Annotated in this window: 14 protein-coding genes; 12 read left to right on the forward strand and 2 right to left on the reverse strand. The window is 19.1% G+C overall.

What is annotated here, in order from left to right; translation table 11 throughout:
* From mnmG to atpC, 9 genes are all read left to right on the forward strand, one after another.
* Entirely contained in the window at positions 1-1,881 is a 1,881-nt protein-coding gene (gene mnmG / locus RJK19_RS00005) for a tRNA uridine-5-carboxymethylaminomethyl(34) synthesis enzyme MnmG (RefSeq protein ID WP_343184038.1), read from the forward strand.
* Positions 1,882-1,991: 110 nt separating this feature from the next.
* Entirely contained in the window at positions 1,992-2,804 is an 813-nt protein-coding gene (gene atpB / locus RJK19_RS00010) for a F0F1 ATP synthase subunit A (protein WP_343184039.1), read from the forward strand.
* 40 nt (positions 2,805-2,844) lie between these two features.
* A complete protein-coding gene (gene atpE / locus RJK19_RS00015) occupies positions 2,845-3,084 on the forward strand; it encodes a F0F1 ATP synthase subunit C (RefSeq protein WP_343184040.1) in 240 nt (79 codons plus the stop codon).
* 78 nt (positions 3,085-3,162) lie between these two features.
* Positions 3,163-3,618, forward strand: a complete 456-nt coding sequence (gene atpF / locus RJK19_RS00020) for a F0F1 ATP synthase subunit B (protein ID WP_343184041.1) — start codon at positions 3,163-3,165, stop codon at positions 3,616-3,618.
* Positions 3,619-3,662: 44 nt separating this feature from the next.
* Complete coding sequence (locus RJK19_RS00025) at positions 3,663-4,199, forward strand: F0F1 ATP synthase subunit delta (RefSeq protein ID WP_343184042.1); 537 nt, start codon at positions 3,663-3,665, stop codon at positions 4,197-4,199.
* Between the two features lie 13 nt (positions 4,200-4,212).
* The gene (atpA, locus tag RJK19_RS00030) at positions 4,213-5,754 is read left to right on the forward strand and encodes a F0F1 ATP synthase subunit alpha (protein WP_343184043.1); all 1,542 of its coding nucleotides are present in this window, start codon (positions 4,213-4,215) and stop codon (positions 5,752-5,754) included.
* Between the two features lie 18 nt (positions 5,755-5,772).
* Positions 5,773-6,642 carry an ATP synthase F1 subunit gamma gene (gene atpG, locus RJK19_RS00035; protein ID WP_343184044.1) on the forward strand — a complete coding sequence of 290 codons (870 nt, stop codon included), beginning with the start codon at positions 5,773-5,775 and terminating at the stop codon, positions 6,640-6,642.
* Positions 6,643-6,680: 38 nt separating this feature from the next.
* Positions 6,681-8,087 carry a F0F1 ATP synthase subunit beta gene (atpD, locus tag RJK19_RS00040; protein ID WP_343184045.1) on the forward strand — a complete coding sequence of 469 codons (1,407 nt, stop codon included), beginning with the start codon at positions 6,681-6,683 and terminating at the stop codon, positions 8,085-8,087.
* Positions 8,088-8,111: 24 nt separating this feature from the next.
* Positions 8,112-8,456, forward strand: coding sequence for an ATP synthase F1 subunit epsilon (gene atpC / locus RJK19_RS00045; RefSeq protein ID WP_343184046.1), 345 nt, complete (start codon positions 8,112-8,114; stop codon positions 8,454-8,456).
* Between the two features lie 165 nt (positions 8,457-8,621).
* On the opposite strand, the gene gyrB is transcribed toward atpC, so the two are convergent.
* Positions 8,622-11,033 carry a DNA topoisomerase (ATP-hydrolyzing) subunit B gene (gene gyrB / locus RJK19_RS00050; RefSeq protein ID WP_343184047.1) on the reverse strand — a complete coding sequence of 804 codons (2,412 nt, stop codon included), beginning with the start codon at positions 11,031-11,033 and terminating at the stop codon, positions 8,622-8,624.
* Positions 11,034-11,087: 54 nt separating this feature from the next.
* Positions 11,088-12,194, reverse strand: a complete 1,107-nt coding sequence (gene dnaN / locus RJK19_RS00055; protein ID WP_343184048.1) for a DNA polymerase III subunit beta — start codon at positions 12,192-12,194, stop codon at positions 11,088-11,090.
* A 231-nt stretch (positions 12,195-12,425) separates the two neighbouring features.
* On the opposite strand from dnaN, the gene rpmH reads away from it, so the two are divergent.
* The 3 genes from rpmH (at position 12,426) to yidC (ending at position 14,666) form a co-directional block, all read left to right on the forward strand.
* A complete protein-coding gene (gene rpmH / locus RJK19_RS00060; RefSeq protein WP_343184049.1) occupies positions 12,426-12,569 on the forward strand; it encodes a 50S ribosomal protein L34 in 144 nt (47 codons plus the stop codon).
* A 10-nt stretch (positions 12,570-12,579) separates the two neighbouring features.
* Complete coding sequence (gene rnpA / locus RJK19_RS00065; protein ID WP_343184050.1) at positions 12,580-12,933, forward strand: ribonuclease P protein component; 354 nt, start codon at positions 12,580-12,582, stop codon at positions 12,931-12,933.
* 146 nt (positions 12,934-13,079) lie between these two features.
* Positions 13,080-14,666, forward strand: coding sequence for a membrane protein insertase YidC (gene yidC, locus RJK19_RS00070; protein ID WP_343184051.1), 1,587 nt, complete (start codon positions 13,080-13,082; stop codon positions 14,664-14,666).
* Positions 14,667-14,696 lie beyond the last annotated feature (30 nt).

Raw genomic sequence — 14,696 nt, forward strand, 5'->3', positions numbered from 1 at the left:
ATGATAAAATTAATTAATTTTGATGTTATAGTAGTTGGTGGAGGTCATGCAGGAACAGAAGCTTCTATTGTTTCAGCAAAAAAAAATATGAGAACTTTATTGTTAACTCAAAATATTAATAAAATTGGTGAATTGTCTTGTAATCCATCTATAGGAGGTATAGGAAAAAGTCATTTAGTTAAAGAAATAGATGCACTAGGTGGTATTATGGCAAGAGTTGCTGATAGATCTTGTATACAATTTAGATATTTGAATACTAATAAAGGATTTGCTGTTAGATCAACCAGAATGCAAGTTGACAGATATTTTTATAAAAAGTATGTTCATAAATTTTTATTTAATAAAAAAAAATTGTTTATAATAGAATGTGAAGTTTCTAATTTAATTTTAAAAGATAATAAGGTAATAGGAGTAATCACACGTTTTGGAAATAAATTTTATTCTAAATCTGTTATTTTAACTACAGGAACATTTTTAAATGGTAAAATTTATTTGGGTAAAAAGTGTACTGTTGGTGGAAGAACTAATGATTTTTCTTCTATAAGTTTATCTTCAAATTTGAGAAAATTTCCTTTTAGATTTGGAAGATTAAAAACTGGAACTCCTCCTAGATTAGATTCTAGAACTATAAATTTTAATAAATTAGAAAAACAAAATAGTCATAAAATTAGGTCTAATTTTTCTTTTTTAAATGAAAAATATAATAGATTACCTCATATTCCATGTTATATAACATATACTAATGAATTAACTTTTGATATTATAAAAAATAATATTAAAAAAAGTGCTATGTATTCTGGAGTTATAAAAAGTTTAGGACCAAGATATTGCCCATCTATTGAAGATAAAATAATGAGATTTCCTCATAGAAAAAAACATCAAGTTTTTTTGGAACCTGAAGGAATAAACAGTTTTTATATTTATCCTAATGGAATTTCTACAAGTTTTTCTAAAGAAATTCAAAAAAAAATTTTATGTTCTATAAAAGGATTAGAAAATTCTAAAATATTAAATTTTGGATATGCTGTAGAATATGATTTTTTTGATCCCAGAGATTTAAAAAAAACTTTAGAAAGTATTTATATAGAAGGACTATTTTTTGCAGGTCAAATAAATGGTACTACAGGATATGAAGAAGCAGCTTCTCAAGGATTGTTAGCTGGAATTAATGCAGCTTTATATAGTTCTAATATTTCAGGTTGGTATCCAAAAAGAAATGTATCTTATTTAGGAGTTTTAGTAGATGATTTATGTGTAAAAGGAACTAGTGAGCCATATAGAATGTTTACATCTAGATCTGAGAATCGTCTTTTTTTAAGAGAAGATAATGCAGATATTAGATTAACAAAAATAGGAAGATCTTTAGGCACAATAAGTAATTTTAGATGGAAAAGATATTGTGAAAAAAAAAAAAATATAAAAGATGAAATCAAAAATTTGAAAAAATATAAATTATTTTTAAATTCTTTAGATGACATAATTTTAAGAAAAAAATTTGGAATTTTTTTAAAAAATAGTTTATCTTGTTATAACATTTTAAAAAGGCCTAATTTTGATATTGAAAATTTTAATTTTTTAAAAAATTTTAGTTTTAAATCTAATGATTTAGAAGCTATAAAACAGGTAGAAATAATTTCTAAATATGAAGGTTATATAAAAAGGCAAAATAAAGAAATTGAAAAAGTTGGTTTTTATGAAGATATTGTTTTACCTGAAAGATTTGATTATTCTAAGATAATAGGTTTATCTAAAGAAGTTATTTTTATTTTAAATAAATATAAACCATATTCTATTGGACAAGCATCTAGAATACAAGGAATTACTCCTGCAGCAATATCTATATTATTAATTAATATAAAAAAAAAGTTTATAAAATGTTAATTTTTATGATAGATTTTTTATAATGTTTTTATTTTTTTTAAAAATATATTAATAATTTAAATTTGTATAATATAAAAATAAGATATTTTTCAATAAAAGGTTTTCATTTAATGAATTTTACTTATATTTTTAATACTAAAGATTATATAAATCATCATTTAACACATTTACAAATAAATTTAAGAAATTTTTCTTTTATAAACAATAATGTAGTAAATGATTTTTGGGTTTTAAATATAGATTCTATTTTTTTTTCTAATTTTTTATGTATTTTATTTTTAATAACATTTTTTTTAATTTCTAAAAAATTTAGTTTTAGAAATCCAGGAAATGTTCAATCTATAATAGAAATTATAATAATTTTTATAGATAAAAATGTAAAAAAAATAATTAATAAAAATAATATTTATATTTCTTCTTTATCTTTAACTATATTTGTTTGGATATTTTTAATGAATTTGATGGACATTATACCTGTAGATTTTGTTCCATATATTGCTAAAACATTTTTTAATTTAAATAATATAAAGTGTGTTCCATCTTCTGATATAAATATTACTTTTTCTATGGCTATTAGTGTATTTTTGTTAATAATATTTTATAGTATAAAATATAAAGGAATAAAAAATTTTTTTTTAGATTTTTTTTTACATCCATTTTCTAATCCATTTTTATTTATATTTAATTTTATATTAGAAATAATAAGTTTATTTTCTAAAATTGTATCATTAAGCTTAAGATTGTTTGGAAATATTTATTCTGGAGAAATTATATTTATATTAATATCTTGTATTATTCCTTGGTGGATACAGTGGATATTATATGTTCCATTAGCTATTTTTCATATTTTAATAATGTTTTTACAAGCTTTTCTTTTTATGACATTGTCAATTGTATATTTATCTATGGCAATTAAAAAATAAATTTTATTTAAAATTTTTTAAAAAATTAGAGGTAATTAAAATGTCTCATATTAATATAGAAATGTTATATATTGCTTCAGCTATTATGTTAGGTTTATCATCTATAGGTGCTGCTATTGGAATAGGAATATTGGGTAGTAAGTTTTTAGAAGGTGCATCTAGACAACCAGATTTAATTCCAACTTTAAGAACACAATTTTTTATTATTATGGGTTTAGTAGATGCTGTTCCTATGATAGTAGTTGGAATTAGTTTATATATTTTATTTGCTGTAATATAGATTTTTTGTTTTTTATAAAATTGTTAATATGTATTTTTATTTTTTTATTTAAAAAAAAATTATTATGGAAAAAAGTAGATGAATATTAATGCAACTATTTTAGGTCAAATTATATCTTTCTTTTTATTTGTATTTTTTTGTTCTAGATATATATGGCCTAATATAACAAAAGCTATAAGAGATAGAAAAAAAGAAGTTTCTTTATCTTTTAAAATTGCAAATGATGCAAAATTAGAATCTATTAAGATAAAAAAAGAAGCTATAGAAAAAATAAATTTAGCTAAAAAAACTGCTAAAGATATAATAAAAAATGCAAAATATGATAGAAATATAATTTTACAGGCTGCTATTTTAAATGCAGAACAGAAAAGAAAAACTATAATATCTGAAGGTAAAAAAAAATTAAATTTAAAAAAAAATATTGTATTTGAAGATTTAAAAAATGAAACTTGTAATTTATCTATTTTTGTAGCTAAAAAAATATTAAAAGAATATATAAAAAAAAATGATATAGATAAAATTTTTGAAAAATAATTTTTTTTATATTTAATAAAATTTTGGAGAATATTATATAAAGTATGATTGCGAAAACATTATCTAGGCCATATGCAAAGGCAGCGTTTAATTTTTCTAAAAAAAATTTTGTTATTTATAAATGGTATAATATGTTAAATTTTTGTAGTAAATTATACTGTCATAATAGTATGAAAAGTGTTATTAATTGTAATTTTGAAAAAAAAAAATTTGAAAAATTTTTTATGAAAATTTGTAAGTATGACATAGATTTAAATTTTAATAATTTTATAAAAATATTAGTTGAAGATAATAAATTATATTTGTTAAAAGATATTAAAAATATGTTTTATTATTATTGGAAAATTAGAAATAGAATTATTGATGTTATAATATATTCAAGTAAAAAATTATCTAAAAAATTTATTAGTAATGTACTTAATATAATTAAAAAAAAATTTTCTAAAAAAATATTTTTGAAGAATATTTTAGATAAATCTATAATTTATGGTTTTATAATAAAAATAGATGACAAAATATTTGATAATAGTTTTAATTATCATTTGTATAAATTAAGAAAATATATGTTAAATGTATTTTAGAGGTATAATAAAGATGCATTTTAATTCACAAGCTATAAGTAATATTATAGAAAAAAGAATATCTAAATTTAAAATTTTTAGTGAAAGTTATAGTAAAGGAAAAATAATTTCTGTAGTTGATGGAATTATTAAAATAGTTGGAATATCTGATGTTATGTTAGGAGAAGTATTATTGTTGGAAAATGATAAATTTGCAATTGCTCTAAATTTAGAAAGAGATTGTGTTGGAGCTGTTGTTTTAGGTGAATATACAAATTTATATGAAGGCATGACAGTAAAATGTACTGGGAAATTTTTAGAAATACCAGTTGGAAATGGTTTATTAGGTAGAATATTAAATAGTTTAGGAGAGCCTATAGATGGTAAAGGAAAATTAAATTTTGTTAAGTATTCTCCTATAGAATCTGAAGCTCCTGATGTTATATCTAGATCTCAAGTTAATGAGCCTATACAAACTGGTTGTAAAGCAATAGATTCTATGATACCTATTGGAAAAGGACAAAGAGAGCTTATAATAGGAGATAGACAAACTGGTAAGACTACAATAGCTATAGATATTATTATAAATCAAAAGAAAACTGGTGTAAAATGTATATATGTATCTATAGGTCAAAAAATGTCTACTATATTAAATATTGTAAAAATTTTAGAAGAAAAAGATGTTTTAGAAAATACTATAATAGTAGTTGCTTCATCTTCTGATTCTGCTTCTCTTCAATATTTATCTCCATATTCTGGATGTACTATGGGTGAATTTTTTAGAGATAGAGGTGAAGATGCTTTAATAATATATGACGATTTATCTAAACATGCTATTTCATATAGACAAATATCTCTTTTATTAAAAAGACCTCCTGGAAGAGAAGCATTTCCTGGAGATATTTTTTATTTACATGCTAAATTATTAGAAAGATCGTCTAAAGTAAATAAAGAATATGTTTTTAACAAAACTGAAGGAATTGTAAAAAATAATACTGGTTCTTTAACTGCTTTTCCAATTGTAGAAACACAAGAAGGTGATGTTTCTTCTTTTATACCTACAAATATTATTTCTATTACTGATGGTCAAATTTTTTTAGAATCTAATTTATTTAATTCTGGAATTATTCCAGCAATAAATCCAGGAATTTCTGTTTCTCGTGTTGGAGGGACCGCTCAAACTAATATAATGAAAAAATTTTCTTCTAAGATAAGAACTTCTTTAGCTCAATATAGAGAATTATCTTCTTTTTCTAAATTTTCTTCTGATTTAGATGATATGACTAAAAATAGTCTTTTACATGGAAGAAAATTAATTGAACTTTTTAAACAATCTAAGAATAAGCCTTTAAGCATAGCAGAACAATCTTTATTATTATTTAGTTCAGAAAATGGTTTTTTAAATAATATTCCTTTAAAAAAAATTAATATATATGAAAAATTATTATTAGAATTTTTTAATAAAAATTTTTTAAGTTTAATAAATGAGATTAATACATGTGGTTTATATAATAGTTTTGTAAAAAATCAATTTTTTAAAATAATAGAAAGTTTTAATTTAAAAAAATTTTTTTAAAATTTTTAGGAAAATTTTATGTTGTCTATTAAAGAAATAAGAAATAAAATTTTTAGTACTAAAAGTACTAATAAAATAACTAAAACCATGGAAATGATATCTATATCTAAAATGAAAAAGATAAAAATTAAAATGGATAATAGTTTTTCATATCAAAAATCTATTTTAAGAGTTGTAAATAATGTAATTTCTAGTTCTTTGTATTCTAATAATTCATATTTAATTAATAAAGATAAAATAGATACTATTTGTATAATAGTAGTTTCTACTAATAAAGGTTTATGTGGAAGTTTAAATTCTAATTTATTTAGAAAAATATTAAAAAATATGAATAAATATTCTAATAAATTTATAAAATTAATTATTATAGGTCAAAAAGGAATAAATTTTTTTAAATCTCATTATAATAATTTTATTATAAAAAATTTTGTACTTTCAGAATTTTCATTTTTTGATAGTGTTTTAAAAATTTTAAAATATGTAATATATTTATATGAAAATAAAAAAGTTCAAAAATTTTTTTTAGCTAGTAATGAATCTAAAGGTTCTAAAAATTTTGTTCCTAAATTTTTTCAATTATTACCTATTTATAATAAATCTAAACATAAAAATATTTATAAAAAATTTTTTTGGAATTATATTTATGAACCAGATAATGAAATTTTATTGAATATATTGTTTAAAAAATATTTAGAATCTACTATATATTGTAATATTTTAGAAAATTTATATTGCGAACATGTTTCTAGATTTTTTTCTATGAAACAAGCTTATGATAATAGTGAAAATATAATAAAAAATTTAAGATTATCATATAATAAATGCCGTCAATCTAATGTTACTAAAGAACTTATAGAAATAGTATCTGGATGTTCAGAAATTTTATAAGTATTATTTTAAAACATTTATAAAGGTTTTAATAAAATATGAACGTTGGAAAAATTGTTCAAATTATTGGAGATATAATAGACGTAGAGTTTTCTAAAAATAAAATTCCAAAAATTTTTAATCAATTAAAAATTAAAAATAATGATAAAGACATTTTTTTAGAAGTTCAACAACATATAGGTGGTGGAATAGTAAGAACTATTTCTATGGGATGTTCTAATGGATTAAAAAGAGGTTTAAAAGTAAAGGACTTAGGTCATGGAATTAAAATTCCAGTTGGAAAATCTGTTCTTGGAAGAATTTTAAATGTATTAGGAAATCCAATTGATAAAAAAGGAAAAATAAAAAAATTTAATAAAGAAAAAAAAATAGAATATCGTGAAATACATAGATCTCCTCCAAACTATTTATCAAGACCTATTAATGATAAGATTTTAGAAACTGGAATAAAAGTTATAGATTTAATATGTCCTTTTTTAAAAGGTGGAAAGGTAGGTTTATTTGGAGGAGCAGGAGTAGGAAAAACTGTTAATATGATGGAATTAATAAGAAATATTTCAAAGGAACATTCAGGATATTCTGTTTTTACTGGAGTTGGAGAAAGAACTAGAGAAGGAAATGATTTTTATAATGAGATGAAGGTGTCTAATGTATTAAATAAAGTAGTTTTAGTATATGGTCAAATGAATGAACCTCCTGGCAACAGATTAAGAGTTGCTTTTACTGGTCTTACATTAGCTGAAAAATTTAGAGATGAAGGTAAAGATGTTTTATTATTTATAGATAATATATATCGTTATACATTAGCTGGAACTGAAGTGTCTTCACTTTTAGGTAGAATTCCTTCTGCTGTAGGTTATCAACCTACTTTATCTGAAGAAATGGGTATTTTACAAGAAAGAATAACTTCTACAGATAATGGATCTATAACTTCTATACAAGCTGTATATGTACCTGCTGATGATTTAACTGATCCTTCTACAACTACTACTTTTTCTCATTTAGATTCTACAGTTACATTAAGTAGAGATATATCATCTTTAGGTATTTATCCTGCAGTTGATCCACTTATGTCTACTAGTAGACAATTAGATCCTGATATAGTTGGAATAGATCATTATAATACAGCTAGAAAAACTCAAAAAGTTTTACAAAAATATAAAGAATTAAGAGACATTATTTCTATATTAGGTATGGATGAATTATCAGAAAAAGATAAACTTTTAGTATTTAGAGCTAGAAAAATAGAAAAATTTTTATCTCAACCTTTTTTTGTTGCAGAAACTTTTACTGGGTTTCCTGGAAAATATGTAAGTTTAAAAGATACTATTAATGGTTTTAAAAAAATTCTTTCTGGAGAATTAGACAATTTTCCTGAACAATCTTTTTATATGGTAGGAAAAATAGAAGAAGTGTTTGACAAAAATAAAAATATAAAATATTAGTTTTGACTATTTTGTGAGATTTTTATGACTTTTTTTCTAAATGTTGTAAGCAAAGAAAAAAAAATGTTTTCTAAAAATGTAATTAAAATTTATATTACAGGTTCAGAAGGTCAATTATGTATATATTCTGGTCATTCTCAATTGTTGACTTGCATAAAACCCGGGCCATTATATATATTAGATGAAAAAAAAATAGAAATTTTTTTTTATTTATCACAAGGTATTTTAGAAATACAACCTAAATTTGTTACAGTTTTATCTGATGTTGCTATTTCAGCATCTGAAACTAGTATAAAAAGTTTATTAAAAAATAAAAAAAAATATAAAAAAATTATTAGTTCTAACATTTTTTATAAAAATGAAACTTAATATTTTAATATTTTTATTTTAATAAAAATTAAAATAATTTAAATATTTTCTTTAAAAAAAATAAAAATATTATAAAATATTAAAAATTTTAAATGTTAAAATAAATTTTTTTTATTTTATTAAGCGGCGGGGTATTTAAAATTCCTGCCGCGAAATTTTTTGTTTTTAAAAATCTATATTTTCTGCTTTTAAAGAATTTTTTTCTATAAAATTTTTTCTTAATTTTACAGAATCACCCATTAAAATTTTAAATAATTTATTAGCTTTTTTACTATCTTTTATTGATATTTTTAGCATTCTTCTTGTTTTTGGATTCATAGTTGTTTTCCAAAGTTGATTAGGATTCATTTCTCCTAAACCTTTATATCTTTGTATAGTTATTTTTTTTTGTGAATCTTTTATTAATTTTTTTAACATACTTTTTAAGTCAGAAAATTTATATAACACATTATTTTTTAATATAAATGTTTTTAAATTAATTAATTTATTAATTTTTTTACTAATTTTTTTAATTTCATAATATTCTTTTTTTTTTAAAATATTTTTTGTGATTTTTATTATATATTTTTTTCCATATACATATTTTTTTATTTTTATTGAAAAATTTTTATTTTTATTATTATTTTTTAATTTATATTTATATAATGTATTATTATGTGACGTTTTTTTTAAATCATATATTAAATTTTTCATCCATTTTTTCATTTTTATTTTATTTTTAAAAGAAAAATGTATTGGATATTTTATTAATTGATTAAATAAAAATATAAAAATTTTATTTTTTTTATTTTTAACTTTCTTTTTAAGTTTTATATAATTAAAAATTATTTTATGTAATTTTTTTATATTTATTTTTTTTTTTGTAGGAAATGATGAGTACATTTTACAATTTTCTAAAGCATTTTTTATTTGAAAATTGTTTAACATTTTTTCATCTTTTATAAATATTTCTTTTTTTCTGTATTTTATTTTATATAAAGGAGGTTGAGCAATGAAAACATGACCATTTTGTATTATTTCCGGCATTTGTCTATAAAAAAATGTTAGAAGTAATGTTCTAATATGTGATCCATCTATATCAGCATCTGTCATTATTATTATATTGTGATATCTTAACTTATTTATAGAAAAAGAATTATCTATTATTCCACACCCTAATGCTGTTATTAAATTTGTAACTTCTTCTGAAGATAACATTTTTTCAAATTTAGATTTTTCTACATTTAATATTTTTCCTTTTAATGGTAATATTGCTTGATTTTTTCTATTTCTTCCTTGTTTTGCGGAACCTCCTGCTGAATCACCTTCTACTAAATATATTTCTGATAACTTTGGATTTTTTTCTTGACAGTCAGACAATTTTCCTGGTATTGAACAAGTATCTAAAGTATTTTTTTTTCTAGTTATTTCTCTAGCTTTTTTAGCAGCTTCTCTTGTTTTTATAGCATGTATTATTTTTCCTATTATTATTTTAGAATCATTTGGATTTTCTAATAAATATTCACTAAAATTTTCGTTTACAGATGATTCTATAAAAGATTTTATTTCTGAAGAAACCAATTTATCTTTTGTTTGAGAAGAAAATTTTGGATTTGACATATATACTAAAATTACTGCTCTTAGACCTTCTCTAGTATCATTTCCAGTAGCTATAATTTTATTTTTTTTATTAATATAATATTTTTCTATATAATTATTTATAGTTCTAGTTATAGCAGATTTAAATCCAGCTAGATGAGTTCCTCCATCTTTTTGTTTTATATTGTTAGTAAAACATAATATTTTTTCTGAAAATTTATTATTCCATTGCATTGATACTTCTACTTTTATATTTTTTTTTCTTTTAAAAAAATAAAATATTTTATTATGTATTGGTTTTTTTTTTTTATTTAAAAATTTTATAAAATTTTTTATATTTCCTTTATTATAAAATTTTTTAATAATATTTTTTTTTTCATATTCTAAAAATATTGATATACCAGAGTTTAAAAAAGAAAGTTCTTTTAATCTTTTTGATAAAATTTCATAATTAAATTTTTTTATATTAGTGAATATTTTTTCATTTGGAAAAAATCTTATTTTTGTTCCTGTTTTATTACTATTTTTTATTTTTTTTAGTTTTGTTATTGGATTTCCATAATTATATATTTGTTTAAATTTTTTTCCTTCTCTATATATTGTTAAATATAATTTTTTTGATAATGCATTTACTACAGATATTCCTACTCCATGTAATCCTCCTGAGATTTTATAAGAATCTAAATCGAATTTTCCTCCTGCATGTAATATTGTCATTATAACTTCTGCTGCAGGTTTTCCTTCCTCTTTATGTATGTCTATAGGCATTCCTCTTCCATTGTCTTTTATTGAAATTGAATTATCTAAATACATTTTTATGAATATTTTATCACAATAACCAGATAAAGCTTCATCTATTGAATTGTCAACTACTTCAAATACCATATGATGAAGACCAGTTCCATCATCTGTATTTCCTATATACATATTTGGTCTTTTTTTAACAGCATCTAATCCTTTTAATACTTTTATGTTAGATGAATCATAAGAGTTAAACATTATTTTTCTCTTTTTAATTTATAAACAATTTTATTTTATATTAATTAATATTTTCTAAAATATTAATGGCATTATCATATAAATATTTGACATATCATTTTTATCTTGTATTTGTATTGTTGAAATATTTTTATTTAATAATAAACATATTGTTTTGCTAATAATATTTTGCAATATATTTAAAAAATATTTTATATTTAAATTGAATTTAATAATAATATTATTATTTCTTTTTATTAATATTTTTTCTTTTGCTGTTTCATATTCTTCATTTTGAGAACTAATTTTCATAATATTTTTTTTTATATAAAATTTTGCTCCATAAAAAGATGTATCTGAAAGAATAAAAATTCTGTTTAGACTTTTTTTTAAAGTGTATAATTCTATTTCTATTTTTGTTTCTGGTTTTTTTATTATTAAATTTTTATAATTAGGAAAATTTCCATCTATTAATTTTGTAGTAAAAATTATTTTTTTTGTATATATTCTCAAATTGTAATTATTTATTAATATATTTATTTTTTCTTCATTTTTATTTAATAATTTTAATAATTCCAATACTCCTGTTTTAGATATTATAATAGAATTGTTTATTAAATTTTTATTTTTTAAAAATATTGTAGATATTGCCATTTTATATCCATCTGTTGCAACTGATTGTATAAAATTTTTTTTTAATATAACAAATAATCCATTTAGATAATATCTAGCATCATTTCTTGCCATACAAAAATATGAATTTTCAATTATTTTTTTTAAATTTTTTTGTTTAATAACATATTTACAATATTTTTTAAATGAACTAAATTTTGGATATTCCAAAGATGATAATGTAGATAATTTAAATTTAATTTTTTTTATTTTAACTATCATAAAATTTTTTTTTAAATATATTAAAATATCTATATTTTTTGAAAAGCTTCTACATATATTAAATAATTTTTTTCCAGATACTGTAATTTCTCCAGAAGAAAATTCATGTTTTACATATGTTTTTGTTATTAATTCTGTTTCTAAGTTATTAGATGTTAAAAGAATTTTTTTTTTTTTTAATTTTATCAAAATGTTTTCTAATATTGGATTATTTAAATTTTTTGATAATACTACATTCAATTTTTTTAACATTTTTAACATTTTTTTTTGTTCAATTATAAATTTCATAATATTTTTTTATATAAAAATTTAAATATATTAATATAATAAATAATATATATTTTTTTAGTATTAATGTAATATTTTAATCATTTTTTAATTAAATTATAATTTTTTATTTTTTTTTTATAAAATATATTTTTTAACAAAAAATATATTTTTTTTAAATGAAAATTTTTAATATTTTAAAATTGAGTTATAATATTTTAAAAAATATTTATTTTTAGAGTATTTTATTTTATGAAAAGAACTTATCAGCCATCAATATTGAAAAGAAATAGATCTCATGGTTTTAGACATAGAATGTCTACTAAAAATGGAAGACATATTTTAAATAGAAGAAGATTAAAATGTAGATCTAAGTTAACTGTTTCTTCGGAATAAAATTTATAAAATGAAAAAAAATTTTTTTTTTAAAAAAAAATATAGATTATTAAAAAATCATCAATTTTATTTTGTTTTTGAAAAACCTCATAAGGTTTTTAATAATAAATTTTTAATTTTTAGTAGGGAAAATTTTTATAAATATCCTAGACTTGGAATAAGAATATCTACTAAATTTATAAAATTTTCTTATAAAAGAAATATTATAAAAAGAATAATAAGAGAAAGTTTTAGAAAAAATATAAAAAAATTATTTTATATGGATTTTATTGTTATGGTAAAAAAAAATATTTCTATATTTAAAAATTTTTATTTATTTAATTCTTTACAAAATTTATGGGAAAGACATTTTAATTTTTATTGAGTATTATAAATATTTCTTATAATTACATATTATATTAATATTTTTATAATATTTATTAATAGTTTATATAAATATGTCAGAACTATATTTATGTTTTTAAAAATATATAAATATTTTAGAAAAAATATTAAAAAGAGAGAATAAAAATGTATTGGATTAAGAATATATTTATATTGGTTTTTTTATTTATATTAGGGTTTTTTGTATATAAATTTAATAATACAAATTTTTTTCATAATTCTTTTTATAAAGAAAAACATAATAATATAAATTTAGAAAAAAGTTCTAATACTTTTAATAATAAAGACATAGTTATGGTTAAAACTGATACTTTTAAAATATTAATAGATAAAAGTTCAGGAAATATAGTTGAAGCAAATTTGTTGAAATATAAAAAAAATGTTAATAAACCAGATCCACTGTGTTTGTTAAAATCAAAAAATAATTTTTTATATCAAGCTAATAGTGGAATATTAGGTTTAGAAAAATATAATTTTTATTATGATAATGAATATAATAAAAAAAATATTTTTGAACTTTCTAAAAATGAAAATAATTTATTAATTAATATGAAATGGAAGTCTAATGATGGAATATCATATATAAAAACTTTTTCTTTTGAAAGAGGAAAACATTTTGTTAAAATAAAATATAATATAATTAATGATTCTAATAAAAATTTAGATATTTCTATGTATGGAAATTTGAACCAAAGCATAAATATTGAAAAAGAAAATAAAAATTATGGTTTTGGTATGAAAACTTTTAGAGGTGCAGCTTATTCTAATAGTAAAAAAAAATATAGTAAAATTAATTTTGATGATATAGAAAATAAAAATTATATTTCTGATTATTCTAATAAAAATAAATGGATAGCTATGGTACAACCATATTTTGTGTCTGCTTGGATACCTGACAATTCTTTAAAAAATAAAATGTTTGTTGATAAAATTAATGTTAGAGATGTTTCTGTAGGTTATATAACTGAAAAATTTAAAATAAATTCTTATCAAAATAAATTTTTTTTTTCTAAATTATGGTTAGGTCCTAAAGTTAAAAAAGAAATGTTAGAAGTTTCAGATAGTTTATATTTTACAATAGATTATGGATTTTTATGGTTTTTATCTCAACCATTATTTAAATTATTATATTATTTACATAGCTTTTTAAAAAATTGGGGAATATCTATAATAGCTATAACTTGCATAATAAAATTAATTATGTATCCAATTTCTAAATTTCAATATTATCAAATTGCAAAAATGAAAGAAATTCAAAGTGAAATAAATATTATAAAAAAAAGACATAAAAATAATAAAAATATGTTAAATAAAGAAATAATAGATTTGTATAAAAAAAATAATATTAATCCAATAGGAAGCTTTTTACCTTTAATAATACAAATGCCAATATTTCTATCTTTATATTATGTTATTATAGAATCTGTTGAATTAAGACATTCTCCATTTATATTATGGATAAATGATTTGTCTGATAAAGATCCTTTTTTTATATTACCTATATTAATGGGAATTACTACATTTTTGTTACAAAATGATTCTAAAAATGATGATAATAATGAAAATTTTCAAAAAAAAATAATTAATATTATGCCTGTATTTTTTACTATATTTTTTTTATGGTTCCCTTCTGGATTAGTTTTATATTATATAGTTAGTAATATATTAACAATAATACAACAAAAAATAGTTTATAATAAATTTAAAATATAAATATATTTTTTTTTAATAAAAATATATTTT

The sequence above is a fragment of the Buchnera aphidicola (Ceratovacuna keduensis) genome (assembly GCF_039372665.1).
Lineage (GTDB): Bacteria > Pseudomonadota > Gammaproteobacteria > Enterobacterales > Enterobacteriaceae > Buchnera_G > Buchnera_G aphidicola_D.

Coding starts and splice junctions, on each gene's coding strand:
- RJK19_RS00025 (WP_343184042.1), top strand. CDS start 3,663: ATGATTGCGAAAACATTATCTAGGCCATATGCAAAGGCAGCGTTTAAT.
- atpA (WP_343184043.1), top strand. CDS start 4,213: ATGCATTTTAATTCACAAGCTATAAGTAATATTATAGAAAAAAGAATA.
- yidC (WP_343184051.1), top strand. CDS start 13,080: ATGTATTGGATTAAGAATATATTTATATTGGTTTTTTTATTTATATTA.
- gyrB (WP_343184047.1), bottom strand. CDS start 11,033: ATGTTTAACTCTTATGATTCATCTAACATAAAAGTATTAAAAGGATTA.
- dnaN (WP_343184048.1), bottom strand. CDS start 12,194: ATGAAATTTATAATTGAACAAAAAAAAATGTTAAAAATGTTAAAAAAA.
- mnmG (WP_343184038.1), top strand. CDS start 1: ATGATAAAATTAATTAATTTTGATGTTATAGTAGTTGGTGGAGGTCAT.
- atpE (WP_343184040.1), top strand. CDS start 2,845: ATGTCTCATATTAATATAGAAATGTTATATATTGCTTCAGCTATTATG.
- atpF (WP_343184041.1), top strand. CDS start 3,163: ATGAATATTAATGCAACTATTTTAGGTCAAATTATATCTTTCTTTTTA.
- atpG (WP_343184044.1), top strand. CDS start 5,773: ATGTTGTCTATTAAAGAAATAAGAAATAAAATTTTTAGTACTAAAAGT.
- atpD (WP_343184045.1), top strand. CDS start 6,681: ATGAACGTTGGAAAAATTGTTCAAATTATTGGAGATATAATAGACGTA.
- rnpA (WP_343184050.1), top strand. CDS start 12,580: ATGAAAAAAAATTTTTTTTTTAAAAAAAAATATAGATTATTAAAAAAT.
- atpB (WP_343184039.1), top strand. CDS start 1,992: ATGAATTTTACTTATATTTTTAATACTAAAGATTATATAAATCATCAT.
- atpC (WP_343184046.1), top strand. CDS start 8,112: ATGACTTTTTTTCTAAATGTTGTAAGCAAAGAAAAAAAAATGTTTTCT.
- rpmH (WP_343184049.1), top strand. CDS start 12,426: ATGAAAAGAACTTATCAGCCATCAATATTGAAAAGAAATAGATCTCAT.